This window comes from Simiaoa sp., from assembly GCF_051972595.1.
In the GTDB taxonomy this organism is placed as follows: domain Bacteria; phylum Bacillota; class Clostridia; order Lachnospirales; family Lachnospiraceae; genus Acetatifactor; species Acetatifactor hominis.
Map to the genome: position 1 here is coordinate 1 of NZ_JBOKRY010000017.1, position 26,549 is coordinate 26,549.

Here is a 26,549-nt window from a genome sequence, read left to right on the forward strand (position 1 = left end):
TTTCGAGAAAATATCACCACCTCCCGACAAACATCTTCGGAAGGACATTCCATCCACCGTGGGCGTTCTGTTTACTGATTCCACTAAAATTCATCGAATAACAGGAAATAGTGGAATTATTGTTTTGGGAGTAAATAATTTCCTCCATAATTGCAGAAAAGATCTAAAACAGAGGAATTGCTTCTTTTATAGAACTTTTTTCTATTCATTTTCCACCATTTTCATTAGTTTAAGGCCGTTTTAGAGGAAACCAGTAGCCTGCAGTTGGGGTAAGGACAAGCAGACTCTAAGCAGCCGTCGGTACCATAGCGTCCCAAGGGACGCATTGCGAGGGTATTGTCCTCGCTTATGTACCGCTACGGTCTGCGTCCGTAAGCGAATCGTGCTAAAGCACGCGCGGGTCTGCGGTTCTTAGCCCCAATGCGGGCTGCTGAGATTCGTCACATCCGCAATGAGCCACGCTATTCATAAGATTGTCAGCAAAAAACGCTGCCAATCTTATTTCATATCGCGGCGTTCGCCGCATCACGGCATAAGTAAAGACAGCGATTTGTGCGCAAGCGCCCATCGCTGTCTTCACTATGCCTATGCGCGGCTCATTGCTCGCGTAACTCTCAAGTCAATTCCATATTGCGGTCAATACATGTTCTCCGGTCATCTGGACAACAGTGTCTGCGGTGATGATCTGACCACTGTACTCCCAGCCGGCGAAGGTACTGCCCTCTTTTACCGGAGTGGGAAGTTCGCCGTAATTTTCTCCGAAGGTCACCTGTTTGGATTCTGTAGCGGAGCCGTCGACATCTGTGCCACCATCATAGTCGAATTTCACGGTAATCTGTGCAGGAACCCAGTGCGCTGTCAGAGTCATATCGCCGGTGACTTTCTCAGACTGAAAATACCACAGCACCGTCTCTCCTTCTTTTTCCGTATACCAGCCGTCAAAGGTATAACCCGGCTTATAGGGGTTTTCGGGCTCGGTAAGGAATTCCCCGTAGCGGACCTTCTGGGCTGCCACTTCACTTCCTCCATCCGTATCGTAGATAATATTGAATCCGCCACGCACAGCAAAGAAAATGATCATTCCCACGATCACCACGATCAGGGCACCGATCAGTCCGTCCAGAATACGGATCGGGACATCCTTACTTCCATAAATACCGCGGCCGAACCATTTCCCCTTCTGGCGGACCGGCTCCTGCGTCTGGCCCGTCATTTCTGACGATGTGGTGACTTCTGCTGCCTTTTCTTCTGTATTCTCTGTTGTCACTTGTTCCTGATTCATAGTTTTTCCTTTTTCTAATCTGTCATAAGCAATTTCTATAATGTTACGGGGTTAGACCTTTTGACCCTGGTCTCTTTCTCTGTCAATATACAGAAAACATCCTTTACCTGCAAGCAGTCACGGATGTTTTCTATGGGGGGTCTTATGTCATTACTTTCTTACCAGGTACTTTCTCATATCGATCGCACAGGCAACCAGAATGATGAGACCCTTGATCACATACTGCATGTTCATGTTGATGGACAGGAAGTTCAGTGCTACGAAGATGATTCTTAAGAGGAATACACCAAGTACGACACCGCTGATCTTACCGGTACCACCTACAAAGGAGACACCGCCGATAACGCAGGCTGCAATAGCATCACACTCGTAGTTCAGTCCGGTATTTGCTGTATTGGAACCGATACGGGAGGACTCGATGAAACCGGTCAGACCGTACATGGCACCTGCCAGTGTGTGTACTAAAATGGTGGTTCTCATTACGTTAACACCGGATACTTTTGCTGCCTCAGGATTGGAACCTACTGCGAACATGTTCTTACCGAAGGTGGTCTTGTTCCAGACGAACCACATGATGATAACGATCAAGGCTGCCAGCCATACATAGTTGGGAATGGCAATTCTCGCACCGCCGGCATTGAAGGAGATCACGCTTCCTTTTACCACATCGTTGAAGTGCTGGTCGAGACCGGACAGAGGCTGTCCGTTATTGCCGTTGATCATGATGTACATTAACAGTAAACCGTATACGATCAACTGCGTAGCCAGAGTTACGATGAAAGGATGCAGCTGGAACTTCGCTACGAAGAAACCATTGACCCATCCTACGATACCACCCACCAGTAATACGATCAGGATCACCAGAGGGATCGGGAGTACCGGAAGGTTCGGGAACATCTTGGTAGCATAAGACACGGACTGCATCAGGGATGCCGTGATACATGCGGTCAGTCCTACCACACGTCCTGCGGACAGGTCGGTACCGGTCAATACGATACATCCTGCGATACCACAGGCAATGGGAAGGTTCGCTGCGGACAGGCTGATAATGTTGACAATGGAAGCCGCCGACAGGAAATTGGAGTTCTGGATGTAAGTGTAAATGATTGCTACGATCAGCAGGATGTATAAGGCATTGTTAAGGAAAAATTCTTTCCAGTAGGTCTTCTTGTCTCTGCTGTCCAGCTTCTTGTAGTCTGCAAAATTTTGCTTTACGCCGTTAATTTTATTCTGAATTGCTTTGCCGGGATTCATACGCATATCCTCCTATACATATTTTGCAGCAAGAGACATGATCTCTTCCTGTGTCGTATTTTTGGCATCTACTTCTCCTGCCAGCTTACCGCCGCTCATGACAAGAATTCTGTCACATACACCCAGCAGTTCCGGCATCTCCGAAGATACCATCAGGACAACTTTGCCCTTGTTCGCCAGATCGATGATCAGCTGGTAGATCTCGTATTTTGCACCTACATCGATACCTCTGGTAGGCTCATCCAGCATCAGCACCTCCGGCTCTGTGAGAAGCCATCTGCCGAGGATAACCTTCTGCTGGTTACCACCGGACAGTGACCGGATCTTCGTCTTCTGGGAAGGTGTCTTGATATGCATGGCATCGATAGCCCATGCGGTGTCCTTCTCCATGGATTTATCACTCAGATAAAATCCTGCTTTTTTATGTTTCTTCAGGCTGGAGATCACCGTGTTCTCCCGGATATTCAGGATTCCGAAGATACCGGTGGCACGACGCTCCTCCGTCAGAAGTGCAAAACCGTTTTTAATAGATTCTCTGGCATTGCGGTTTCTGACCTCTTTGCCATCTAATTTGATCACACCATCTTTTCTGGTGGCTACGCCGAAGATATTCTCTAACGTCTCTGTTCTGCCGCTGCCATCCAGTCCTGCCAGTCCCACGATCTCGCCCTTTCTTGCCTGGAAGGATACATCCTCTAATAAGGAGTATCTCGCGCTTAAGTGTTCTACCTCCAGTGCTACTTCCCCGGGCTTATTGGTCTTCGGGGGGAACTGGTTGGTCAGTTCACGACCTACCATGAGTTTGATGATCTTGTCTGTGGTCAGATCTTTGGCAGGTTCCGTTGCGATCCAGGTACCGTCACGCATGACAGTTACCTCATCTGCAATCTTCAGAATCTCTGCCATCTTATGAGAAATATAAATAATACCGCATCCTCTGTCTCGAAGCATATTGATGATCTTGAACAGATGCTCCACTTCTTCTTCCGTCAGGGATGAAGTAGGTTCGTCGAATACAATGATTTTGCTGTTGTAAGATACCGCTTTGGCGATCTCAACCATCTGCCTTTGTGATACCGGCATCGTACTCATGATTCTCTTGGGATCTACGGCAATCCCCAGTTCTTCAAAAATGTTGTTGGTGTCTTCCAGCATTTTATGCTCGTTGACCATGATACCTGCTGTCATGGGATAACGGCCCAGCCAGATATTATCCATGACGTTTCTCTTCAGTGCCTGGTTCAGTTCCTGATGAACCATGGCCACTCCGTTGTTCAGTGCTTCTCTGGAATTTTTGAAATTAACTTCCTTGCCTTCCAGTTCGATTTTGCCTGCATCCTTACTGTAAATGCCGAACAGACACTTCATTAAGGTGGATTTACCGGCGCCGTTCTCTCCCATGAGCGCGTGTACCGTTCCTTTTTTTACGGTAAGGGATACATGATCCAGTGCCTTTACGCCGGGGAATTCCTTGCATATGTCTGTCATCTGAAGCAATACTTCCTGTCCCATACGCATCCTCCTATACATAAAGAGCGGCCGCTGCCCGATGCAGCAGCCGCTTCTTTTATTTACTTGTTATTCAGATCATTCTCCGGTGTAAGTAGCGTAAGGGATGTAGATCTTGTTGCTAACCTTCTCAGAGATGTTGAAGCTGTCGGTATCTGCCATCAGTTCCTTACCACCCTGGATGTTCTTAGCCAGGTAAGCAATACCGTTTGCCATACCTTCTGCATCCTGCTTGATGGTACCGGTCATCTTGCCATCTGCGATCAGCTGCTTAGCTGCGTCAGTTGCATCAACACCGAATACAGGAATGGTTGTGCATTTGCCATCGCCTAAGTTGTAGCCCTTGTCGTTCAGAGCGGAGATAACGCCTTCAGCCATACCGTCGTTGTTGCAGATAACCAGCTCGATCATGTTACCAGCGGACTCATTGTACTGAGACAGGTTGGTGGTCATGTAGTTGTTAGCTGCGGTTGCGGACCAGTTACCGTCCTGGTCAACCTGATACTTATCGGTATTGGATGCATCGAAGTACTCCAGAGCGGGCTTGCCTGCTGCGGTGATCACTGCATCTGCATCTTCTACGCCGTACTGGGTACGATAGATTGCTTCTACGTTACCTAACTGACCCATGAACATTGCGTAGCTGATCTTGCCGTCGCCGTTTAAGTCGATAGTGTCAAAGTTATCTACTACATACTGACCTACCAGCTTACCCTGCATATGACCTGCTTCGGGAGCATCGGTTCCAACGAATGCACACTTGTCATAGCTGCCTAATACCTTACCTTCATCCTCATCGGACTCAACCGCACGGTTGAAGAAGATAACAGGGATTCCAGCTGCGCTTGCCTTGTCAACGATAGCCTGGGAAGCGTCTACGGAACCGGATGTTACGATGTTGACGATCAGAAGGTTGGTACCCTGTGCGATAGCGGTATCGATCTGCTCGTTCTGGGTGGTCTGGTTACTGTTGCCGTCGTAGTTCTGGAACTTGATGCCTGCTTCGGTAAGAGCGCTGTCTAATGCGGTACGTACGCTGGAGATGTATGTATCACTGTAAGTGTAATAGAATACTCCTACATTCAACTCTCCCTTTCCTCCGCCGCTCTTTCCGCACGCTACGAGGCTGAGCATCATAATGCCGACCAACAGCAGTGACATGAACTTTTTCATATGAAATACCTCCTTGTTTTGATGAAAATGTATGTGTTTCATCTCTTGATGAGGTAATTATATGGCATCTTGTACAAAAAAGATATGCAAAATCTTACGAATGGGGTTAGAAATTATACTATTCTGTACACATTTTGTTCATGTTTTGTACACTTTTTTACACTTTGCATGACATTACCGTATATTTTTGTACCTAAAATATCCCTTTTACAATATTTTCTAATATCCTTCTTCTTCAAAAGAGAACAATATCTTCTGACTCTCCCGTTCATACATGTTCTCTCTGGTCACGATGGTGGTGGCTGTATCTATCACACTGGAGCCGCCCGTCTGACCACCTAACAGATTCGCTGCCGTCTCCACTCCCAGATATCCCATAGCATAGGGATTCTGCACGATCAGTGCATCCACTTCCCCTGTCTCTAACATGCCCACGGAGACCACGTTGGAATCAAATGCCACTACCTGTGTCCGTTCTCCCCTGTCCAGATCCCGGATCGCCCAGCCCACGCCGAGACTTGTCCATTCATTAAAGGTCACCACCACGTTGATCCTTTGATCCGTCAGAAGCATCTCCTTTGCTCCCGCCCTGGCATCCTCCGTGGTAGACAGCACATTGATGGTGGTAATCTCCTTAACTCTGGGGTCCTGCTCCACCGTCTGACGAAATCCCAGCTCCCGCTGCTGTCCGTTAGCGGAATTGACATCGTAATTCACGATGCCGATATACAATTCGTCCTCCTCCACAGCCAACGCGGCTTCCGCTGCTTTCACACCCGCCTGCAAATTGTTCGTTCCGATACGGCAGCTTACCATGCTGCTGTTAACATCACTGTCTATGACGACGATCTTAATTCCTCTCTGGGCAGCCTGATCGATGATCTCCGCATTGGCATTGTAATCCACGGCAGAAAAAATGATCACATCCACCCCGTCCTCCATAGCCTGACGGACCATCTCATTCTGGGTCTCATAGTCCTCTTCCGATGCCGGACCGTCAAACGTAACATTCAGATTGTATTCCGTAGCTGCCGCCCGGGCACCTGCAAAAACGCTTTTCCAAAAAGCGCTCTCCGTGGACTTCACGATCATAGCCACCTGGGTCTTCCCGGTCTCTGTGTCTTTCCCGCAGCCGCCCATACTCATGAGCAATAAAATTCCCATAAGAAGCAGGGTCAGTATTTTTTTTATTTTTCGTTTTCTCATACTTTCTCCCATCCTGCCGCTGCTTTCTCTTCCACCTTCGGCATCCGTATGATCACAGTGGTGCCTTCATCCAGTTCACTTTCTATGGTCAGACCGTATTCTTTTCCGAAATAGATCTTGATCCTGTCGTTGACATTTTTGATACCGATGCCGGAATTGTCTCCCGGCTCCTTGTGAAGAATCGACCGGCACTGTTCCTCGGACATGCCGACACCGTTATCCTCTACCCTAAAGATCACGTCATCGTTCTCGCTGTATATCCGGATCAGAATATGCCCTTCATCCACCATACGGTCCAGCCCGTGATAGATGGCATTTTCAATAATGGGCTGTAACGTGATCTTATTACAATAATATTGCAGGCAGTCCTCCTCCACCAAAAACTCATAGGAGAACTGATTCTTATAACGAAAGTTCTGGATCTTCAGATAACTTCTGGCATGCTCCACTTCTTTTTCAATGGTGATCAGTTCGTGTCCCTTACTGATGCTGATGCGGAACAGCTTTGCCAGAGCATTGACCATCTCCACGGCATCCTGGCATCGTTCTTCCTCGCAGAGCCACCCGATGGCATCCAGCGTATTATATAAGAAATGAGGATTAATCTGTGCCTGCAATGCCTTCAATTCCGTTTTTCGTAAGGAGATCTCTTCCTGACGCACCTGATTCATCAATTTTTGAATCTTTCTTACCATATGTTCATAGGACTGGGACAGCGCCTCGATCTCCGAGGTGCCTTCCACCGGCTGATAGACATACCCCGCTGCATCTCTCTCGAACTCTTCCATCGCCCGGATCAGACGCTGTGCCGGATTGGTCACCAGTCTGGAGACCAGGAAGCTTATCACCATGGTAGCGAACAGAATGATGGCTAACATCACACAGATATTTCCCACAAGCTCCATCTCTTTGGCTGTCACCAGTTCACTGATGTAGCTGACACCCACCACCTTCCAGTCACAATTATCGAGTGTCCGGACGCTGCAGATCAGCTCCTTTGTCTCAAAAGAACCGTTGTGGCTCAGATCCAGACCGTCCGTGGCTTCCGTCTTCAGCCCGGAGTACAACAGCTGCTGTTGAGGATGATAGATGATCTCTCCTTTACTGTCCGCGATAAAACAGTACCCGTGCTGGCCGATTCCTACATTGTCCACATAATCCGATATTTTAGAGAAACGGATATCGATGACCACCCGAAGTTTCTCTCCGTCTGCTCCCGGGATCTCCTGCAGTACCGATACCACCCATGGATAATAATTCTGTAACAGAGATTCCACATGGGGATCCGACAGATAGAGCACCCCCTGCTCATAGGAATCCAGTGGAATATATGACAGATCCTTCAGATAATGTTCTTTTAAAGTATGCTCTCCCGTATGGGAATCCACAAGTCTCCCCTGTTCATCATAGATATAGACAGCCACCAGATCCGACCGGACATTGCACAACGTCTCCAGCGTCTGATCCGTATTTCCTTCGTTTCCTGTCATCCTCTGTTCGATCAGGCTCATGATCTCCTGCATATCCCCGATGTAATTGGAGATGGCGTTGGATGCCTGAGTCACTGCCTGCTCACTGCTTGTCTGTGCCGCCTGCTTCATGCTTTCAACATAAAGAGAAAAAAAGTAAAAAGTCGACCATAGCAAAAACAATGTGACCAGACCTACCACCAGTATTGTGATGATAAAAGAAAGGGATATCTTTCGTTTCTTCATATCTTATTCTTTCTCCTGTCGCATAGCATTGGGCGATACTCCACAATATTTCTTAAAACAGTAACTGAAATAATGCTGGTCGCTGTAACCACAGCGCTCCGCGATCTCACGCATCTTCATGGAGCTGCCAAGTACCAGTTCTCTCGCCGTCTCAATTCTCTTTTTTGTCAGCAGATCCACAAAACTTGCTCCGGTCTCCTTTTTGATCAGGGCGCTGAGGTAATTAGGACTCACATGAATACTGCTGCTGACACCCACCAGTGACAGAGACGGATCCCCATACTCCTTGTCGATGATCTGCATGGCCTTCTCACACAGAATCTGGCTGCTCTTTTTCTTGCCTGCATTGACCAGTTCCCAGACTTCCAGACACAACGCAGTGAAGCGGTCTCTGGATTCCCGTACCGGGCCTTCCAGCATGGCAAACCGTTGGAACAGTGCGCTGTCATCCGTTACTGTATAAGCGATACGGATCAGTGCCGAAGACATTTGGAAGATCAGGAATTTGCATTTTAAGGCAGCATCCTGTCCGGTCTCCAGTCTGTCGAAAACATCTTTCAGATACTGTTCCAGTTCTTCTCTGGAGCCGCCCCGGATCAGACTTTCCATCTGTGTCACACACTCCGCTGACAGTTCCATATCCATGGTGTTGTCCCGTTCTTCATCCGCAATATAATGAATATTGCTCTCTCCGGGCTTACAATACCCCAGTGCACTCATGGCACCTCTGTATGCCTCATGACATTCCCCAAGATGCTCCCTGACACGGCTGACACCGATATGGCAATGCATCCCCAGAATACGTTCCGTACTTTGTGTCATCTCTCCTACCGCAATATGCAGATACCGTTCGAAGGAAGCCGGGGTTGCTGCCAGCACCGCAATGATCCTGCCGTCCATCGCAAAACTGTAATGCTTCATATATTTCTGCAGGATCATATCCACCGAATGTACCAGTTTGAGACTGGTCCGGTTCTGTCCTTCCTGATCTTCTACCTTAATTGCAAGCACTGCATAATGAAAGTCATTATTACGATCTTTCAAAAATCCGTTTCGGATCGCCAGCTCCGTCAGATGTTCTTCCCGTTCGGCGCTGTCAAAATTCACATAGTCATCCAGAAGAAGCGGCATAAAAAACTGCTGTAACCCGGGGTCATCGTATTTTCTCGCATCGAATTCCGCAAAGATCCCATCGATCTTTTGCTTGATCTTCTTCAATTCTTCCGTCAGATCCGTCATAGTGATGGGTTTTAACATATAGCTGATGATATTGTACTGGATCGCCTGCTGGGCATAGGAAAATTCATCGAAGCCGCTCAAGAAAGCAATCTGCGTCGTCGGCCGCACCTCTCTCACCTGTCTGGCGAGTTCAATTCCGGATACGAAGGGCATCCGGATATCCGTCAGTAACAGATCCGGTTCTTCCCGTTCTACCAGTTCCAGTGCTTCAATACCGTTTTCCGCTTCTCCCACGACCCGAAAGCCGATGCTTTCCCAGTCGATTTTCCGTATGATAGCTCTGCGTAATTCTTCTTCATCGTCTGCGACTACAATTGTATACATAACTCTTCCTCTCTGATATGTATGATTATGATGTCGGGGGCAAAAGCCCCCGACTCTGATGCCTACGAATTGTTCCGTGCTACGCACTCTCACGTCTCCGCTCCGCTTCGGTCCGTGCTAAACATGTGCCACTGGCACATAGCACCCTACCCTCTATTCGCATATCGTGGGATTATCATCCCACTTTTATGCTCATATCGGGGCGGGTCCTAAGGTCTTTCACCCACTTATGAGCAAGCTCATGTGGGTTTAGACCTTTTGACCCTGGCATCATGATTATTATTTTAACGTAAGTATCTTCCCCGCAAACGCAATGGGAAGGGATATTTTTCTGGTGCTGTCTTCGCCCTCAAACAGGATTTCGGCAATGCTGCCGTCTCCGGATACAGATACGATCCTGCCGGTTCCGTATTTCTGATGCAGAATCTTTCGTCCGGGTCCGCAGGCACAGATACAGGCTTCCACCTCTTTAGGAGACAGCTTCTGCATCTTTTTGTCCGATGTTTTTAGCAACGAGCCTCTGGTTCCGACAGCCGTACCGGTCCTTCTTACAGCATTTAGCGACGTCGTTTTCTCAAACACTTCTCTGGAGAAAGCCGAGGTCAGATTCGGACCAAAGGTAAACACATACAGCTGTTCCTTCGCTCTCGTCATCCCCACATAATAAAGCCTTCTCTCTTCCTCATAGGCATTTGCCTCCGGAGAATCCGGTGCACAGCCCCTTGGTGGAATCTGGGAAGGGATCACTCCCGCCAACATATCTGCCAGATACACTCTGTCGTATTCCAGCCCCTTGCTGGAATGGATCGTGGACAAGATAAAATTACTCTTCGGATCCCCGCAGCCCTCTCTTATCATCTCCTGCAGTGTCTTAAGTCTCGCCGGAAAATCAAACAGACTGTTCTCCTGATCCCCCAGTGCCTTTAAAATCTCCGCCTTACCGCTATCCAACCCATGGCTATCCATGAATTCCTGATAGCCCATATAATTCAGGATCCGGTATATAGCCTTTCCCGCCGGCTCGTAACGCATATTGTCCAGATGGGTTGCCAGTGCCTTGCACTGTTTTCTGGTATAGACGCTCACTCCGTCCATCTCCGCCACCGTGTCTAACAATGTCAGTCTCCTGGTGTTGGCATTCACCGCTTCCGTTGCCGCCATTTTGCTGATACCGGCACCCATTTTATAATAAATCCGGAGAAATGTCTCTCCATCCCAGGGATCTAAGGATAACTGAATGAAATCACAGATATCGTTGACCACCGGATGAGAAAAAAAGGTCATATCCGAATTTTTCACCCGGTAAGACAGTCCCTTTCGTTCCAACAGGTCTATCAGGGGAAGTGCGCTTTCGTTGTTCCGGTACAATACCGCTGTCTCCTGCTCGCAGTCCTGCGCCACCTTCAGCAGATAATTGTACTGTCCCTGTCTGGACACTGCCTTGATCTCTGTAACACAGCCGCCGGCTTCCCTGGCTGCGGTCATCTTCTTCGGATGCCTGTTTTTGTTCCGCCGGATCAGGGCATCCGCCGCCCGGACAATCTCCTGTCTGCTGCGGTAATTGGTCTCCATGAGAAGAAGCCTCGCTCCCCGGTGCCTGTCCTCAAAAGAAATAAACGCCTGCGGGTATGCTGCCCGGAATCCATAGATACTCTGATCTTCATCTCCCACCATGAACAGATTCCGGCTCTGCGCCGCCAATAAATCGATCATATCATGCTGTATCCTGGAAGTATCCTGTGCTTCGTCCACGCAAAAGTACCGATACTGCTCCCTGAAATGCCCTAACACCTCCGGATACTGCTCTAAGATCCGCAGGGCATAGATCATCTGGTCGTCGTAATCAATCATTTGCATCTGTCGGAGTTTATTGTTATATGTACGAAATATCTCCGGGAACTTGTCTACATCTGTATCCATTTCCCCAATCTCTTTCGGGGTCAGGCGCATATTCTTCGCATAGGTAATGTCTAACTGTGTCTCTTTGATGTCATTCTCCGTGGCATATTTACCCGTCACTTCCAAAAATGACTGTTTGATGACAGCCACAGCTTCCTTATCTGCCACCTGAAACGGTGTTTTCCCGGTACGCCGTGCAAAATATTGCAACACCTTCTGGGAAATACCATTAATGGTGCGAAACTCCAGCCGCTCTGCATCCGCCTCTCCAAACATCCCCGCGAAACGCCTGCGCATATCATTCGTTGCCGCCACGGTATAGGTCACCGTCAGGATTGACTCCGGTGTTATTCCCAGGCAGTAGATCATATAGCCCAGTCTGCTGACCAGTACGGTGGTCTTACCACTTCCCGGAACTGCAAGCAGAAGTACCGGCCCTTCTGTGGCCTGTACTGCCTGCATCTGCTGCTCATTTAACTGTATGTGATAGTTCTGAACAAATTCCGTAAAAGTCAATCCATTGTCCCACTTTCCGCCCTTAACTTCTTCACCTTTTTTTGCTTGTATTATTTTACCATGTTGTGTGCCGGACAGCAACCCTGCGTTGATTCTATCTCTCCAGCATATTTTCAATAAAGATCCCATACCCCCTGGTGCTGTCCTGCACAAGAACATGGGTGACTGCTCCGATGAATTTCCCGTTCTGAATAATAGGGGCGCCGCTCATGCCCTGGACGATGCCTCCGGTCAGAGCGATCAGTTCCGGGTCGGTCACTTTCAGTTCGATCCCCCGGTTTACATTGTCATGATCTAAGTGTACATCCGTGATCTCAATATTGTAATATCTGGTGGTACCGTCCACAGTACACAAAATCTGTGCCGGACCTTTTTCAATCTCCTGTTTTAATCCGATGGGCAGTGCTTCTTCCGTGCCCAGTGCCAGGGCTTTGTTATTACACTTACCGAAAATCCCACGGACGCTGTTGCTGGTAATGTCCCCAAGGATCCGCTCATCGTTATAGACGATCATTCCCGTCATCTCCCCCGGATGCCCGGCAGTCCCTTTCTGGATTGAAATGATCTCTGTCTGATACAGTGTTCCGTCATTCATCTCCATCAGGGTACTGGTATCCACATCGTTGATCCCATGCCCCAGGGCTCCGAAATTCCCCCGGCTGTCAATATAAGTCATAGTACCCACGCCCTGTGCATTGTCACGGACCCAGACTCCGATCTTATATTTTCCGCTTTGGTCACGCACCGGACAGATCTTCACATCGAAGCATTCTTCCCCTCTGCGGATCGTGAGAATCTGCTCTGCACCGTCACCGTTTTCAATCCGCGAGATCAGATCGTCTTTTTCGGTAATTTCCTCACCGTTTAACTTCAGCACGTAGTCACCGCTTTTTACAATATTTTTTGCCGGTGATACTTTCTCTCCGCCCGCAGAGCGAAACTCACCGGTACCTACCACCAGCACCCCTTCAGTCTTCACATAGATTCCGATGGGCACCCCCACCGGGATCAGCTCCTGATCTTCGATCACCCGGATACCTACCTGTTTGAGCGGCAGGATCCCGAACAGCTTCACCTGCATCTGAAGCGTGTCCGGACTTCCGGTCTTCATGGTCACCGGGCGGCTTAAGTCCACGCTCACCGCACCTTCCGGGATATTGCTCTGTCCCTGTCTGCTGACGTTTAATATCTCACCTTTTGCGGGAATATCCAGTTCCAGCGCCTCTTCCGATCCTGCCCTTACATGCAGGATGGACGGAATGCTGCTGTCCACCAGATAATAGCCATATCCCATAAGTCCTGCGCCTGCCAACAGCAGCATAACGCAAAGGCAGGCCCGGTAAATCCGCAATCTGCGCACCTTTTGCTTCCAGTGCTGCAAAATAACGACTGCATCTTCACCTGCCTGCCTTTTTACTTTTTCCGTCTCTGTGATCCAAAGCTTCATACACATTCCCCCACTGCATTCTGTGTTACTGCTGTATAGGGTATAGTGTGCGTCGCATTTGTATTTTTAACCTGAAACCATGGGAAAACGTATCTTACAGTTTTATCCAGATCATCCACATATGATCACATTGCTGCTGTTCTTATACTCCTGGGGGCAGCTGTCCGTAAGGATCGTACCGCCCTGAAAAGACCCGAAAGTCACTGAACTGACATTACCGAATTTGGAATGATCCGCCAGAATAAAACATTCTCTGCACTGTCCCATGGCTGTCTTTTTCACCATAGCTTCATTCATATCCGGTGTAGTCAGACCGTTCTGTCTGCTGATGCCGTTGGTGCCAAAAAATCCCTTGGTAAAATGATAGCTTTGTAAATTCACCAGTGCCTGGTTGCCTACCACAGCTTCGGTGGAACCTTTTAGTTCTCCACCTACCAGATAGACACGGAATCCTGCCGCCGCCAGAGCTTTGGCATGGGCTACCGCATTGGTCACGAAGGTCGCACTCTTCTCCGTCAGATACGTAAGCATACACGCCGTGGTGGTTCCTGCGTCGAGATAGACAAAATCCTCCGGTCCGATCAGGGATGCTGCCTTTGCTGCCACCAGCTGTTTTTCTTCCACATTGACTGCAGCCTTCTGCTCTACGGTAGGTTCGTGGGTCACAACGGTGCGGTCACATGCCACTGCACCTCCGAATACTTTCACCAGCTTCCCGGCATTGTGCAGTGCTGTGATGTCACGGCGTACCGTAGACTCGGAAGTATTTAACAGTTCCTTGACTTCCGCCACCGTAATACTGTTTTTTTCTTCCAGTAATTTCAAAATAATGTCATAACGTTGTTCTGTCAGCATAGATTATTGTTTTCTCTTTCTTTTGTCACATCTGTCTCCAGAATGATCTTCCGCACGGGAAGAATGCTTCCGGGAGACATGGATAATTCATCCACACCCATAGCAAGAAACCGTCTGGTCAGTGTCTGATCCGCCCCCAGCTCTCCGCAGATGCCTGCCCAGATACCTGCCTTATGCGCATTGTCCACCACCATCTGTATCATGCGTAACACCGCGGGATGATGAGGATCGTAGAAAGCATCCAGCTTCGGATTCTGCCTGTCGATAGCAAGGGTGTACTGGGTCAGATCGTTGGTACCGATGCTGAAAAAATCCACTTCTTTTGCCAGTTCTTCACTCATCATAACCGCTGCCGGAGTCTCGATCATAATACCCTGCTTCGGTTCTCCGCATGCCACGCCCTGCTCTGTCAGTTCCCGCTTCACTTCTGCCACGATCTCCTTGATCCGGTGTACTTCATCCACACTGATGATCATGGGATACATGATGGAGATGTTGCCGAAGGCACTGGCGCGGAACAGTGCGCGCAGCTGGGTCTTAAAAATCTCCGGTCTGGTCAGACAGATACGGATGGCCCGACATCCCATTGCCGGATTCTCCTCCGGTTCCATCTCGAAGTAGTCACATTTTTTATCTGCACCGATGTCCAGAGTACGGATGATCACGGGCTTACCTGCCATGGTCTCCGCCACGGTACGGTAGATCTGGAACTGCTCTTCCTCCGTGGGGAAGGTCTCTCTCTCCAGATAGATAAATTCACTTCGAAACAGTCCGATACCGCCGGCATCGTTCTGCAGTACCGCCGCCAGATCCTTGCTGTTACCTATATTAGCATAGAGCATGATCTTCTTACCGTCAATAGTGACATTTTCTCTTCCCTTCAGGGTCTTTAGCAGTTCTTTCTTCTCCTGTTCTTCCTGCTTTAACTGCTGCATTTTGCTCAAAGTCTCTTCATCGGGATCCACATAGATGCAGCCGCAGCGTCCGTCTACAATGCCAAGCTTTCCGTCAATTGCCTCACTTAAAGGAATATCGGTGCCGATCAGTGCCGGAATACTCATGGTACGGGCGAGGATCGCCGTATGGGAATTCACGGAACCGTGTACGGTCACGAAGGAAAGTACAAGATCCTTGTTCAGCTGAACCGTCTCGGAGGGAGCCAGGTCGTCTGCCACGATGATCACCGGCTCTTTAGAAGCTACCACGCCCGCTGTTCTTCCGCCCAGTACACTTAGTACCCGCTCAGAGATATCCTTGACATCCGCAGATCTGGCTCTCATGTAATCATCCTCCATGGAGGCAAACATCTGGGCGAAATTATCTCCGGTGGATGCCACCGCATACTCTGCATTCACCTGTTGCATACGAATAATGTTCTCAACGGATTCGTTATAGTCATCATCTTCCAGCATCATCCGGTGAATCTCAAAAATAGCGGCATTGGCTTCTCCTACTTCTTTCAAAGCCTTCTGATACAGCCCCTGCAGCTGCTCCATAGCTGTCTGTTTTGCCTGTCTGTAACGTTCGATCTCCCGGTCGGAATTTTCGATCTTGACACGTTTTACCTGCTGTTCGTCTTTTTTATGAACACTGATTCTGCCAATGGCGATTCCGCCGAATACGCTTTTTCCCTGGTAGACTTCCATGGCTCTTCTCCTCTCCTGCCGATTCCGCTTGCTCTGTTTTAGAGGTTTGCCTTTACAAACTCAGTAACTGCTGTATAGGCTGCCTCCTCATCCTCACCATCGAAGGTCAGGGTGATCTCATTGCCGGCTTTGACTGCCAGACCCATGATACCGAAGATTCTCTTGCAGTCTCCGGTCTTGCCGTCCTTGGTCAGGGTAACTGCACAGTTAAATTCCTTGGCTGCCTTTACCAGTTCTCCTGCGGGACGTGCGTGAATACCTTCGGGATCTGTGATAACATATTTGAATTCTTTCATTATTCTTCTCCTTTTTTGTTCTAAAACTTATACTGTTCTTAAGCCACTTTTTTCTTCAATAATCCAAGCATCAATGCAGATACGATTGTGCCTGCCACCAGTGCTACCAGATACATCAAGGCATTTCCCACTACCGGGAATACAAAGATTCCGCCGTGAGGAGCCATCAGTGTGCAGTGGAATGCCATGGACAGAGCACCTGCCAGTGCAGAACCGATGATGCAGGAAGGAAGTACATGTAAAGGATCAGATGCCGCGAAAGGAATGGCACCTTCCGTGATGAATGCCAGACCCATAATGAAGTTGGTAGGACCTGCCTCTCTCTCTTCCTTGGTAAACTTATTCTTGAATAACAGGGTTGCCAGTGCAATGGCACAGGGAGGAGTCATACCTCCGATCATAACCGCTGCCATGATGTCATAATTACCTGCCGCAATTGCTGCGGTTCCGAATACATATGCCGCCTTGTTGAAAGGACCACCCATGTCAATCGCCATCATGCCGCCCAGGATCAGACCCAGTACAACCCGGCTGGAATCACCCATTCCGCTTAAGAAATTATTCAATCCGGTATTAATGCCACCCATCACAGGTTCAACTACAAAATTCATTGCCAGACCCATGATCAGGATACCCACTACCGGGTAGATTAGCACCGGTGCCAGTTTCTCAATGGCATCGGGAAGCTTATCACAGATCTTGCGAAGGCCGAGGATCAGATAGCCTGCTAAGAATCCAGCCACCAGTGCTCCCAGGAATCCGGACTTGCCGTTTGCCGCCAGCATACCGCCTACGAATCCAAGTGCCAATGCCGGTCTGTCGCCGATCGCCATGCCAATGAAGCCCGCCAGTACCGGAAGCATCATACCAAATGCCACGCCACCGATGTTTTTAAACATTGCCGCTACGGGAGTGATGGTACCGAAGTTACTTCTCTGGTCTGCGGGTAATGCATTGATATCAATGCTCAGGCCATCGATCAGGAAAGCAATGGCAATCAGAATACCGCCACCTACGACGAAGGGAAGCATATGAGATACACCATTCATCAGCTGGGTGTATATCTTATGTGCGGTACTCTCCTTGCCGGTTAGCGCTGTTTGCGCTTCGCTGCTCTCTCCGTGGAATACTTCTACCTCACCGCTTACTGCCTGCTGTACTAATTTATCTGCTTTACTGATACCGTCGGATACCTGACAGCTGATGACCTTTTTGCCATCAAAACGATCCATGGGAACTTTTGCATCGGCTGCTACAATGATGCAGTCTGCTGCAGCGATTTCTTCCGTGGTCAGTACATTTTTCGCACCGGCAGAGCCTCTGGTCTCGATCTTGATCTGGCAGCCTGCTGCTTTTGCTGCCTTCTCCAGTGCTTCCGCTGCCATATAGGTATGCGCGATTCCGGTTGGGCAGGAGGTCACTGCCAGGAGCTTAAAGCTCTTTTTCTCTTCTGTGGTAATACCGGTATCGCTTAATCTGTCGTCAATACTCTTGGCACTCTCATCTGCCGCGTCGATGATCTGTAAAAATTCCTCTACGCTTTTGGCATTTCTTAAAGATGCGGTAAAAATCTCATCCATCAGCATAACGGACAGCTTGCTCAGTACATCCAGATGTACGTTGTCCTTGGTATTAGGTGCAGCGATCAGGAAAAGCAGTGTCACCGGTTCGCCATCTAAGGAATCATAATCCACACCGTTTTTAATCACCATGGCTGCCAGTCCGGGAGTCTTCACCGCATCACATTTGCCGTGAGGGATTGCAATTCCTTCGCCGATTCCCGTGGTGCTCTCTTCCTCTCTTGCATAGACCTGTGCACGGTACTGCTCCACATCCAAAAGCTTCCCGCTCTTCGCCATCAGTTCCACTGCCATATCCAGTGTTGCTTTTTTGTCAGCAGGAGCCGCGTCCAGGGAAATACTTCTTTTGTCCAATAAATCCGTGATTCTCATGTTGTAACCCATCCTCTCTTTTTATTATCTCTATTTTTATTATCTCTCTTTTATAGTTACTTTTTATTATGATGTCGAGGTCAAAAGCCCCTACTTTGTTACCTGTTTCAATACCTGCATGACTTCTTCTTTTGTTGCCAGATTTTCGGAAAAAGCACTGGCACTTCCCGCGGCGATTCCCATGCAGAAGGCATGTGCATAATCCTTCTCTTCGAGCCATCCGGTAAGAAATCCCGCTACCATGGAATCTCCCGCGCCTACACCGTTGACTAACTTTCCCTTCGGGGCCGGAGCTTCCAGGCACTGTCCGTCTGCCGCGATCAATACGGCTCCCTCGCCTGCCATGGAGATCAGTACATTCTGTGCTCCCATCTCCTGTAGCTTTTTACCGTAAGGGATGACTTTCTCTCTGGTGGAAAGCTTCACACCGAAGATATCTCCCAGTTCGTGATTATTGGGCTTTACCAGAAACGGATGATACGGCAGCACCTTGACTAACAGATCTCTGGTGGCATCTACCACCGTCAGTACTCCTCTGCCCTGAATCCGCTTGAGGATCCTCTGATACATATCATCCGGCATCGTATAGGGAATGCTTCCCGCCAGCACCAGTACATCGCCTTCCCCTAATCGGTCGAGCTTCTCCATCAGCTGCTCTAAAGCCTTTGCATCAATGTCCGGTCCGCAGCCGTTAATCTCTGTTCCGTCGATACTTTTTAACTTCAGATTGATTCTGGTCATTCCATGACCGATTTTGATGAAGTCGGAATCTACGCCAAATTCGTTCAATCGTCGGATCAGTTCGTCTCCGGTGAATCCTGCCACATATCCAAATGCCGTGGAATCCAGACCCAGATTCTTTAAGACAATGGAGACGTTGATTCCCTTTCCTCCCGGAAGAATCAGCTCTGATGAGGTTCTGTTCGTCATTCCCAGCTGAAAATCATCCACGGATACGATGTAATCCAGTGACGGATTGAATGTCACAGTACAAATCATTTAAATCCCTCCTGTCTGTTTCCTTTCGTGTTCTTATGCTGTTATTATATATTCATATTCGGTCAAATTCAATCAATTTAATTCACAAATATAGTGACTTATTTTGGTTGAATTTGCACAAAAGAAAAGGATGAAGTCATTCTTCATCCTTTTCTTATTCCGATATTCCCTTATAGCATTTCCCTTAACGAACTTCTTTAAACGCATTGGCCTGTTCTTTCATTTCTTTTGCGTTAGACAGCGCTGCTTCGGTAAGGGCATCACTGCCAAGAAGTCTCGCCAGTTCCGCCAGGCTTTCTTCGTCTGCCACTTTCCGAATGTCCGTGATGGTCATGTCATCCGTACTGCTCTTCTCGATGGCGAAATGCACATCCGCCATGGCTGCGATCTGGGGGAGATGCGTGATGCAGATAACCTGATGTGCCCCTGAGAGGACGCTCAGCTGCTCTGCTACCTTCCACGCGGTCCTGCCACTGATACCGGTGTCGATCTCATCGAAGATCAAGGTATCGATCTCATCCCGTCCCGCCAGTACAGTCTTAATGGCTAACATGATACGGGACAGTTCACCGCCACTCGCTACCTGACTTAAGGGCTTCAGGCTTTCTCCGGGGTTGGTGGAAATCAGAAATTCCACATCATCATAGCCCTTTGCAGTAATGGTCTGACCGGGTCTTACCGCAATATCGAATTCCACTGTCAGAAAATTCAGGTTGATCAGCGCAGCTTTTAATTTCTGCGTCAGCGCAGCTGCATTTTTCTGACGGATTTTGGACAGCTCTTCACAGGCTTTTGTGAGCAGTGTCTGTTTTTCCTCCCATTCCGCATGCAGCTTCTGCATATAGGCATCATAATCCGCCAGTTTTTCCAGATAAGCTTCCTTTTCTTCTTTGTACTTCAAGATCTCCTCAATGGAATTGCCATATTTCCCCTTCAGATGATTGATCGTGTTCAACCGCTCTTCGGTACTTCTGAAATCCGCTTCATCGAATTCCAGATCCGACATATATTCCGATACGTCATGATTGTAATCCGCAAGGAGACTCTCCACCTCCGCCAGCTGTTCTTCCATCTGTTCCAGTGCAGGATCATACATGGTCACACTGCGCAGCGCACGAAGGGCTCTGCTTAGGGAATTCCCGGCGCCGTCTTCCGCATCACCGCCGCTTTGTCTGTAACTCTCCGCCAGGCTCTCCGCAATTTTACGGCTGTTCGTCATCTTGCGATATGCCTGCTCTAATTCCTCATCCTCGCCGGGCTGTAAACCGGCATCTGCGATCTCCCTCTGTTCAAACTCTGCCAGAGTCTGTTCTCTGCCTCTGGATGCATCATCCAGTGTCTCCTCCGCGATCTTTTTCTCCAGTGCAGCACACTCATGATAAAGCACAGCCACATTTTCTGCGCATTCCGCGAATTCCGCTCCGGCATAGGCATCCAGGATCTCCATGTGTTTTTTCTTATTTAACAGCGACTGGTGCTCATGCTGCCCGTGAATATCGATCAGCAGTTCCGAAAGTTCCTTCACCTGCTTCGCCGTCACGGTCTCTCCGTTGATGCGGCAGATACTTTTTCCGGAGGAAAGCTTTCTGCTTAAGATCACCGTGCCGTCCTCCGAAGGCTCCAGATCCATGCTTTTTAACTTTTCCGCAAGCCTCTCTTCCTCACAGTCAAAGACCAGTTCCACCAGACCGCTCTCTTCTCCCCGTCTGAGCATGTCTTTCTCGAACTTTCCTCCCAGCGCCAGATTCACCGATCCGATCAGCAATGATTTACCGGCACCGGTCTCTCCTGTCAGTATATTCAGTCCTTCTCCAAATTCCACCTCTGTCTCCCGGATAAGAGCCAGATTTTTCACATGTAAACTGCGAAGCATGTATTTCCCCCTGTCTATCTCTCTATCATCAGATGGATCTTATCCATGAGGATCTGGGTATCCTCTACGGTACGCACCGCTACCATGATGGTATCATCTCCGGCGATGCATCCCACCACCTCGGAGAATTTCAGTGCATCCAGTGCTGCCGCCACTGCCATGGCCATACCGGATACCGTCTTGATCACCAGAATGTTCTGTGCCATATCCATAGAGACGAATCCATCTCTTAATACCCGGATATATTTGTCTCCCATGTGGCTGTCATCCTGTCTGAGGATCACGTATTTCTGTTTGCCGCCTCCGGTAGGTACCTTGGAGAGCTTCAGTTCCCGGATATCTCTGGATACTGTGGCCTGGGTCACCGTAAATCCCGCTTCTTTCAGATAACCCGCCAGTTCCTCCTGGGTCTCCACATCTCTTTTTTCTATGATCTCCACGATCTTGCGATGTCTGGTCTTTTTCATCTTAACCTCATGCCTTTCTTTCGACAATTCGTCAGGAATCTCTCATTTTACGATGTAACACATCCAGGAAGCTGACCTGGTTCAGCTGGATGAATTCCGTGATTTTTTCCGACTGCACGATACGGATATAATCTCCCGTGCACATGGTCACCTTGTGGCTTCCGTCATAATTGGCTTCCACGGTCTGGCTCTTACCCTCTCTGCCTCCCGGAATCTCTATAACGATCTCATCCTCCGGAGACAATATGATACTTCTCTGGTTCAGACTATGAGGGCAGATTGGTGTCAGGGTGATCAGCTTCGCCTTGGGCTCTACTAACGGTCCTCCCGCCGACAGATTGTATCCTGTGGATCCCGTAGGGGTGGTCACGATCATTCCGTCCGCCTTGTAATGATTTAGTAGCTGTCCGTTAACATAGATGTTAAATTCTATGATCTGTAAAGTGCCGCTTCGGGAGATGACAATGTCATTCAGTGCCCAGCCCTCCGACACAGTGCCGTCCGCACAGCAGACCTTGCCGTTCAACATCATCCGGCGTTCTTTCTTATAATCATCCCGGATCAGACGATCCAGAGATTCCTCCAGGCCGGAAAGTTCGATCTCCGTCATATAGCCCACGGTTCCCAGATTCACTCCGATGATGGGCACCAGGATTTTTTTCGTCTCTCTGGCTGCCTGCAGCACCGTGCCATCACCGCCCAGTACGATCATGCAGTCCACATCCAGGGGAATATCCGTCGCTTCCTCTTCCACCCCGGAATCTGTCTCTTCTTTCCAGTCGGCTTCCTTGACCTTTAACTTCACGGTACAACCCTTCGATTCCAAATAATCCCGTATCCGCTTCGTGGTCGCAAGTTCCTGATCCTTATGTTTATTGGTATATATCAGAAAATGCTTCATAGCTTCGCACTCCTTGTCTGTTACAGGGTATGAGAATTGTCTACGATTCCTTTGATGACGGCATCCCACTCCGGGGTATAGGAAAGTCCTGTTTTTCCTTCCACAATGGTCTGCAATAAGCTTTCCGCCTCGTGCTCGGTCAGCGCCAGTTTTTCTTCGGAGATTCCTTCCGGCTTACGGATATGCAGCAGATATTCGATATTGCCTTCCGGTCCCTTGATGGGGGAATATTCCAGATGCAGCACTTCAAAGCCGATGCTGTCCGCGTAATCGATGATCTTACGGATCACCTCTTCGTGGATCTGGGGCTCTCTCACTACGCCGTTTTTACCGACCTTACCTCTGCCCGCCTCGAACTGGGGCTTGATCAGGCATACCATCTGTCCTCCGGTCTTTAGCAGATTTCTCGCCGGGATCAGTATCTTGGTCAGGGAGATGAAGGACACATCCACGCTGGCGAAATCCAGGGCATCCGGGATATCCTCCGGGGTCACATACCGGAAATTGGTCTGTTCCATGCATACTACACGCTCATCGTTGCGCAGCTTCCAGGCTAACTGTCCCTGACCCACATCTACGGAATACACCTTCGTGGCACCGTTCTGGAGCATACAGTCCGTAAAACCGCCGGTGGATGCACCGATATCCATACAGATCATGCCGTCCAGTAAAAATCCCCACTGCTCCATTGCCTTTTCCAGCTTCAGGCCTCCGCGGCTGACATATTTCATGGTATGATCTCTGACTTCCAGTTTGATCTTGCTGACATCGAAGCCGGTGCCTGCCTTGTCTTCCTTCTGTCCGTTGACATAGACATTGCCGGACATTATGATTGCCTTCGCCTTTTCTCTGGAAGGGGCATAACCCTGCTCTACCAGAATCACATCCAGTCGTTCTTTCATATACGTCTCCTATTGCTATAACTCTTATAACTTTTCCAGTATTTTCTCTGCAATGCTTGCTGCATCCAGTCCGATCTCTTTTTTCAGAAGTTCTACATTGCCATGTTCCACATAGGCATCCGGTATTGCCGCCATGACACACTTAATCTGTTTCTCATGATCGTTTAAGCAGGTCAGCACCTTTTCTCCGAAGCCTCCGCTTAACACATTTTCCTCCATGGTCACGATCATGTCATGATCCTCGCAGGCGGAAAGCACTGCCTCTTCATCAATGGGTTTGATGAATCTGGCATTGATAATACTTGCCCGATAACCCTTTTCATGCAATAATGTCTGTACTTCTTCCGCAGTCTTCACCATACTGCCTACGGCGAACAGCGCAATACCGCCCTCTCTCGTGATCCATTCTGCCTTGCCCAGTTCGATGGGGGCACGATACTCGGACAGCCCCGCATACGCTGTCCCTCTGGGATAGCGCACCGCAATGGGGGCTTCCAGTGCCACAGCGAATTTCATCATATCCGACAGTTCCCATTTATTCTTCGGCGCACAGATATGCATATTAGGGATACCTGACAGGTACGTATAATCAAAGATTCCCTGATGGGTCTCGCCATCGCTGCCTACCAACCCGGCACGGTCTATGGCGAATACCACCGGCAGATTCTGAATGCACACATCATGTAGGATCTGATCATAACCTCTCTGTAAAAAAGAAGAATACACCGCAACGATAGGTTTCATGCCACCAGCTGCCAGTCCTGCAGCAAAAGTCACCGCATGCTCTTCCGCAATACCCACATCGAAAAAGCGGTCGGGATACATATTCCGGAATCTTTTAAGCCCGGTGCCGTCCGGCATGGCTGCCGTAATGGCTACCACCCGTTGATCCCGCTGTCCCAGCTTGCACATAACAGTGGAAAATACATCTGTATAATTCGCCACGGTACGGGGATGGGAAGGAATTCCCGTCTCGATATCAAAAGGCTCTGCTCCGTGGAATCTGGCGGGATGCTTCTCAGCAGGACCATATCCCTTGCCCTTCTGGGTCAGCACATGGATCAGCACTGCCCCCTTGACTCTTTTGGCTTCCTCAATGACCTTGATCAGTCCCTCGATATCATGTCCATCCACAGGACCTAAATAAGTCACTCCCATGTCCTCAAAAAACATACCGGGGATCACCAGCTGCTTAAAGCTGCTCTTGGCACGACGCAGACGAGTTACAATACCGTCTCCACCCGGCTTACTCTTCAGCGCATTATAAATGCCTTCCTTCAGATCCAGATAGCCGGTTGCCGTACGAATATTATTCAGATATTTGGATACGCCGCCTACATTTTCAGAGATGGACATATTGTTATCATTGAGGATAACGATAAAATTGGTCTCCAGCTTGGCTGCGTTGTTCAATGCTTCGTACGCCATGCCTCCGGTGAGAGACCCGTCTCCGATCACGGATACAATGGTAGACTTTTCCCCTTTGAGATCTCTCGCCTTCACCAGTCCCAACCCTGCGGATATGGATGTGGAACTGTGTCCGGTATCAAATGCATCAAAGTTGCTTTCTTTTCTCTTGGGGAACCCACTCATGCCATGGAACTGGCGTAAGACATCAAAGCCGTCCTTGCGGCCTGTTAATATTTTGTGGGTATAAGACTGGTGACCTACATCCCAGATGATCTTGTCCTCCGGGAGATTCAGTGCCAGATGCAGTGCCATGGTCAGTTCCACCGCTCCTAAGTTGGAGCCTAAGTGTCCTCCGGTGACACTGATCTTCTCAATCAGGAACTGCCGGATCTCCTCCGCCAGTTCCCCGTAGTCCGATTTATCTATCTTTTTAATATCATTTGCTTTTTCGATTTTATCCAGTAACATTCGCTTTTCCTCTGCTATTTTGTTCTGTGGACCAGATGCAGTAACAGTTCCTTCAGGAATTCATGTTCTCCCGAGAAACCATCCAGAACCGCTACCGCTTCCCCGGTAAGCCGTTCCACTTCCCTGCCGGATTCCTCCAGTCCGTGTAATGTCACATAGGTCTGCTTATGATTCTGTGCATCGCTGCCGGTGGCTTTACCAAGCTCCTTGCTGTCACCTATCACATCCAGGATATCGTCCTGGATCTGAAATGCAATGCCGACATTGTAGGCACACAGCTCCAGTGCCGCGATCTCCTCGTCCGTGGCACCTGCCAGGGTGGCACCGATGGTCATTGCCGACTGGATCAGGGCTGCTGTTTTGTTAGCATGAATAAAAAGGATCTGCTCCGTAGTCAGGGGCGTCGTCTGTTCCTCTGCCTCAATGTCTGCGTTCTGTCCGCCGATCATGCCGTAGATTCCCGCCTTACGGGCTAAAATATTCAGTGCCGCAGCTACTCTCGGATAGTTCTCATCCACCGGGTTTCCCACGGCATATGCCGGAAAAGCCCGGAATGCAGTCTCAAAGGCATAATTGAGCAGTCCGTCACCCGCTAACACTCCCATACCATCGCCGTATACAGACCAGGTGGTCTTGCGTCCTCTGCGGTATTCGTCATTGTCCATAGCCGGAAGGTCATCGTGCACAAGCGAATATGTATGGATCATCTCGATCGCTGCCATGAAAGGTTCAATGATATCATCCCTGCCGCCGAGCATCCGGTAAGTCTCCTGCATCAGCATGGGACGCAGTCTTTTTCCTCCCGCCATGAGACTGTAATTCATAGCTTCTATGACTGTCTTCTGATATCCTTCCTCCGCCGGAAGATATTCCTTCAGCAGTTCCTCAATGGCTGCCGTTCTCTTCTGTAATTCCTGTCTGAATATCGTTTCTTCCATGTCAATGCCGTCCTTCCTCTTCCTGCCGGTATCTTTACTGTGGATCCAGAGGCTCCAGTGCTCCCTCTTCGTTCAGCTTCATTACCTGCTTCTCCACCCGGTCGATCTGTTCATTGCATTGTTTCAGAACATTCATCCCCTTACTGTATGCCGTAAACGCATCCTCCAGAGAAATATCCTCTGCTTCCAGCTGTTCAAGCAGCTCCTCCAGTTCGGAAAAATTCTCTTCCAGACTGCGTTGTTCCTGTTCTTCTGTTTTCTTTTTTCCTGCCAAAATT

General features: G+C 49.1%; 21 protein-coding genes and 1 pseudogene. 1 reads left to right on the forward strand and 21 read right to left on the reverse strand.

The window, feature by feature from the left end; translation table 11 throughout:
* Positions 1 to 619: 619 nt before the first annotated feature.
* The 7 genes from ACTRDR_RS07840 to ACTRDR_RS07870 form a co-directional block, all read right to left on the reverse strand.
* The gene (locus tag ACTRDR_RS07840; RefSeq protein WP_440526804.1) at positions 620 to 1,282 is read right to left on the reverse strand and encodes an InlB B-repeat-containing protein; all 663 of its coding nucleotides are present in this window, start codon (positions 1,280 to 1,282) and stop codon (positions 620 to 622) included.
* A gap of 150 nt (positions 1,283 to 1,432) precedes the next feature.
* A complete protein-coding gene (locus tag ACTRDR_RS07845; RefSeq protein ID WP_176865712.1) occupies positions 1,433 to 2,536 on the reverse strand; it encodes an ABC transporter permease subunit in 1,104 nt (367 codons plus the stop codon).
* Between the two features lie 12 nt (positions 2,537 to 2,548).
* Positions 2,549 to 4,048, reverse strand: a complete 1,500-nt coding sequence (locus ACTRDR_RS07850) for a sugar ABC transporter ATP-binding protein (RefSeq protein ID WP_440526807.1) — start codon at positions 4,046 to 4,048, stop codon at positions 2,549 to 2,551.
* A gap of 75 nt (positions 4,049 to 4,123) precedes the next feature.
* Positions 4,124 to 5,218, reverse strand: a complete 1,095-nt coding sequence (locus ACTRDR_RS07855; protein WP_176865716.1) for a substrate-binding domain-containing protein — start codon at positions 5,216 to 5,218, stop codon at positions 4,124 to 4,126.
* 219 nt (positions 5,219 to 5,437) lie between these two features.
* A complete protein-coding gene (locus tag ACTRDR_RS07860; protein WP_440526809.1) occupies positions 5,438 to 6,424 on the reverse strand; it encodes a substrate-binding domain-containing protein in 987 nt (328 codons plus the stop codon).
* Positions 6,421 to 8,139, reverse strand: a complete 1,719-nt coding sequence (locus ACTRDR_RS07865; RefSeq protein WP_440526811.1) for a cache domain-containing sensor histidine kinase — start codon at positions 8,137 to 8,139, stop codon at positions 6,421 to 6,423. Before ACTRDR_RS07865 ends, ACTRDR_RS07860 begins: the two co-directional genes overlap by 4 nt.
* Positions 8,140 to 8,142: 3 nt before the next feature.
* Positions 8,143 to 9,702 carry a response regulator gene (locus tag ACTRDR_RS07870; RefSeq protein ID WP_440526812.1) on the reverse strand — a complete coding sequence of 520 codons (1,560 nt, stop codon included), beginning with the start codon at positions 9,700 to 9,702 and terminating at the stop codon, positions 8,143 to 8,145.
* A 27-nt stretch (positions 9,703 to 9,729) separates the two neighbouring features.
* Between ACTRDR_RS07870 and ACTRDR_RS07875 the strand changes: the two are divergent.
* Positions 9,730 to 9,955 (forward strand): annotated as a pseudogene (locus ACTRDR_RS07875) (hypothetical protein).
* Between the two features lie 26 nt (positions 9,956 to 9,981).
* Here ACTRDR_RS07875 and ACTRDR_RS07880 read toward each other — a convergent pair.
* The 14 genes from ACTRDR_RS07880 to xseB all read right to left on the reverse strand — a co-directional run bounded on the left by ACTRDR_RS07880 (position 9,982) and on the right by xseB (position 26,545).
* Positions 9,982 to 12,117 (reverse strand): ATP-dependent helicase, encoded by a 2,136-nt coding sequence (locus tag ACTRDR_RS07880; RefSeq protein ID WP_440526814.1) that lies wholly within the window; start codon positions 12,115 to 12,117, stop codon positions 9,982 to 9,984.
* Positions 12,118 to 12,211: 94 nt separating this feature from the next.
* Positions 12,212 to 13,564, reverse strand: a complete 1,353-nt coding sequence (gene spoIVB, locus ACTRDR_RS07885; RefSeq protein ID WP_440526816.1) for a SpoIVB peptidase — start codon at positions 13,562 to 13,564, stop codon at positions 12,212 to 12,214.
* Positions 13,565 to 13,675: 111 nt separating this feature from the next.
* A complete protein-coding gene (locus tag ACTRDR_RS07890; protein ID WP_440526818.1) occupies positions 13,676 to 14,419 on the reverse strand; it encodes a DeoR/GlpR family DNA-binding transcription regulator in 744 nt (247 codons plus the stop codon).
* A complete protein-coding gene (ptsP, locus tag ACTRDR_RS07895; RefSeq protein WP_440526819.1) occupies positions 14,413 to 16,065 on the reverse strand; it encodes a phosphoenolpyruvate--protein phosphotransferase in 1,653 nt (550 codons plus the stop codon). Before ptsP ends, ACTRDR_RS07890 begins: the two co-directional genes overlap by 7 nt.
* Before the next feature lie 38 nt (positions 16,066 to 16,103).
* Positions 16,104 to 16,361: an HPr family phosphocarrier protein gene (locus ACTRDR_RS07900; protein ID WP_176866052.1), complete on the reverse strand. Its 258-nt coding sequence runs from the start codon at positions 16,359 to 16,361 to the stop codon at positions 16,104 to 16,106.
* Between the two features lie 38 nt (positions 16,362 to 16,399).
* A complete protein-coding gene (locus tag ACTRDR_RS07905) occupies positions 16,400 to 18,313 on the reverse strand; it encodes a PTS fructose transporter subunit IIABC (protein ID WP_440526821.1) in 1,914 nt (637 codons plus the stop codon).
* A 90-nt stretch (positions 18,314 to 18,403) separates the two neighbouring features.
* Positions 18,404 to 19,312 carry a 1-phosphofructokinase gene (gene pfkB / locus ACTRDR_RS07910; protein ID WP_440526822.1) on the reverse strand — a complete coding sequence of 303 codons (909 nt, stop codon included), beginning with the start codon at positions 19,310 to 19,312 and terminating at the stop codon, positions 18,404 to 18,406.
* 184 nt (positions 19,313 to 19,496) lie between these two features.
* Positions 19,497 to 21,185, reverse strand: a complete 1,689-nt coding sequence (gene recN / locus ACTRDR_RS07915) for a DNA repair protein RecN (RefSeq protein ID WP_440526823.1) — start codon at positions 21,183 to 21,185, stop codon at positions 19,497 to 19,499.
* Positions 21,186 to 21,199: 14 nt separating this feature from the next.
* Positions 21,200 to 21,652: an arginine repressor gene (gene argR / locus ACTRDR_RS07920; protein WP_176866060.1), complete on the reverse strand. Its 453-nt coding sequence runs from the start codon at positions 21,650 to 21,652 to the stop codon at positions 21,200 to 21,202.
* A 31-nt stretch (positions 21,653 to 21,683) separates the two neighbouring features.
* Complete coding sequence (locus ACTRDR_RS07925; RefSeq protein WP_440526825.1) at positions 21,684 to 22,553, reverse strand: NAD(+)/NADH kinase; 870 nt, start codon at positions 22,551 to 22,553, stop codon at positions 21,684 to 21,686.
* A 20-nt stretch (positions 22,554 to 22,573) separates the two neighbouring features.
* A complete protein-coding gene (locus ACTRDR_RS07930) occupies positions 22,574 to 23,455 on the reverse strand; it encodes a TlyA family RNA methyltransferase (protein WP_440526826.1) in 882 nt (293 codons plus the stop codon).
* A gap of 24 nt (positions 23,456 to 23,479) precedes the next feature.
* A complete protein-coding gene (gene dxs, locus ACTRDR_RS07935) occupies positions 23,480 to 25,333 on the reverse strand; it encodes a 1-deoxy-D-xylulose-5-phosphate synthase (RefSeq protein ID WP_440526828.1) in 1,854 nt (617 codons plus the stop codon).
* 14 nt (positions 25,334 to 25,347) lie between these two features.
* Entirely contained in the window at positions 25,348 to 26,271 is a 924-nt protein-coding gene (locus ACTRDR_RS07940; protein WP_440526829.1) for a polyprenyl synthetase family protein, read from the reverse strand.
* A 34-nt stretch (positions 26,272 to 26,305) separates the two neighbouring features.
* A complete protein-coding gene (gene xseB, locus ACTRDR_RS07945; RefSeq protein WP_440526830.1) occupies positions 26,306 to 26,545 on the reverse strand; it encodes an exodeoxyribonuclease VII small subunit in 240 nt (79 codons plus the stop codon).
* Between the last annotated feature and the right edge of the window lie 4 nt (positions 26,546 to 26,549).

Excerpts from the sequence above, each read along its gene's own strand:
- ACTRDR_RS07840 (WP_440526804.1), bottom strand. The coding sequence starts at position 1,282 with ATGAATCAGGAACAAGTGACAACAGAGAATACAGAAGAAAAGGCAGCA.
- ACTRDR_RS07845 (WP_176865712.1), bottom strand. The coding sequence starts at position 2,536 with ATGAATCCCGGCAAAGCAATTCAGAATAAAATTAACGGCGTAAAGCAA.
- ACTRDR_RS07850 (WP_440526807.1), bottom strand. The coding sequence starts at position 4,048 with ATGGGACAGGAAGTATTGCTTCAGATGACAGACATATGCAAGGAATTC.
- ACTRDR_RS07855 (WP_176865716.1), bottom strand. The coding sequence starts at position 5,218 with ATGAAAAAGTTCATGTCACTGCTGTTGGTCGGCATTATGATGCTCAGC.
- ACTRDR_RS07860 (WP_440526809.1), bottom strand. The coding sequence starts at position 6,424 with ATGAGAAAACGAAAAATAAAAAAAATACTGACCCTGCTTCTTATGGGA.
- ACTRDR_RS07865 (WP_440526811.1), bottom strand. The coding sequence starts at position 8,139 with ATGAAGAAACGAAAGATATCCCTTTCTTTTATCATCACAATACTGGTG.
- ACTRDR_RS07870 (WP_440526812.1), bottom strand. The coding sequence starts at position 9,702 with ATGTATACAATTGTAGTCGCAGACGATGAAGAAGAATTACGCAGAGCT.
- spoIVB (WP_440526816.1), bottom strand. The coding sequence starts at position 13,564 with ATGAAGCTTTGGATCACAGAGACGGAAAAAGTAAAAAGGCAGGCAGGT.
- ACTRDR_RS07890 (WP_440526818.1), bottom strand. The coding sequence starts at position 14,419 with ATGCTGACAGAACAACGTTATGACATTATTTTGAAATTACTGGAAGAA.
- ptsP (WP_440526819.1), bottom strand. The coding sequence starts at position 16,065 with ATGGAAGTCTACCAGGGAAAAAGCGTATTCGGCGGAATCGCCATTGGC.
- ACTRDR_RS07900 (WP_176866052.1), bottom strand. The coding sequence starts at position 16,361 with ATGAAAGAATTCAAATATGTTATCACAGATCCCGAAGGTATTCACGCA.
- ACTRDR_RS07905 (WP_440526821.1), bottom strand. The coding sequence starts at position 18,313 with ATGAGAATCACGGATTTATTGGACAAAAGAAGTATTTCCCTGGACGCG.
- pfkB (WP_440526822.1), bottom strand. The coding sequence starts at position 19,312 with ATGATTTGTACTGTGACATTCAATCCGTCACTGGATTACATCGTATCC.
- recN (WP_440526823.1), bottom strand. The coding sequence starts at position 21,185 with ATGCTTCGCAGTTTACATGTGAAAAATCTGGCTCTTATCCGGGAGACA.
- argR (WP_176866060.1), bottom strand. The coding sequence starts at position 21,652 with ATGAAAAAGACCAGACATCGCAAGATCGTGGAGATCATAGAAAAAAGA.
- ACTRDR_RS07925 (WP_440526825.1), bottom strand. The coding sequence starts at position 22,553 with ATGAAGCATTTTCTGATATATACCAATAAACATAAGGATCAGGAACTT.
- ACTRDR_RS07930 (WP_440526826.1), bottom strand. The coding sequence starts at position 23,455 with ATGAAAGAACGACTGGATGTGATTCTGGTAGAGCAGGGTTATGCCCCT.
- dxs (WP_440526828.1), bottom strand. The coding sequence starts at position 25,333 with ATGTTACTGGATAAAATCGAAAAAGCAAATGATATTAAAAAGATAGAT.
- ACTRDR_RS07940 (WP_440526829.1), bottom strand. The coding sequence starts at position 26,271 with ATGGAAGAAACGATATTCAGACAGGAATTACAGAAGAGAACGGCAGCC.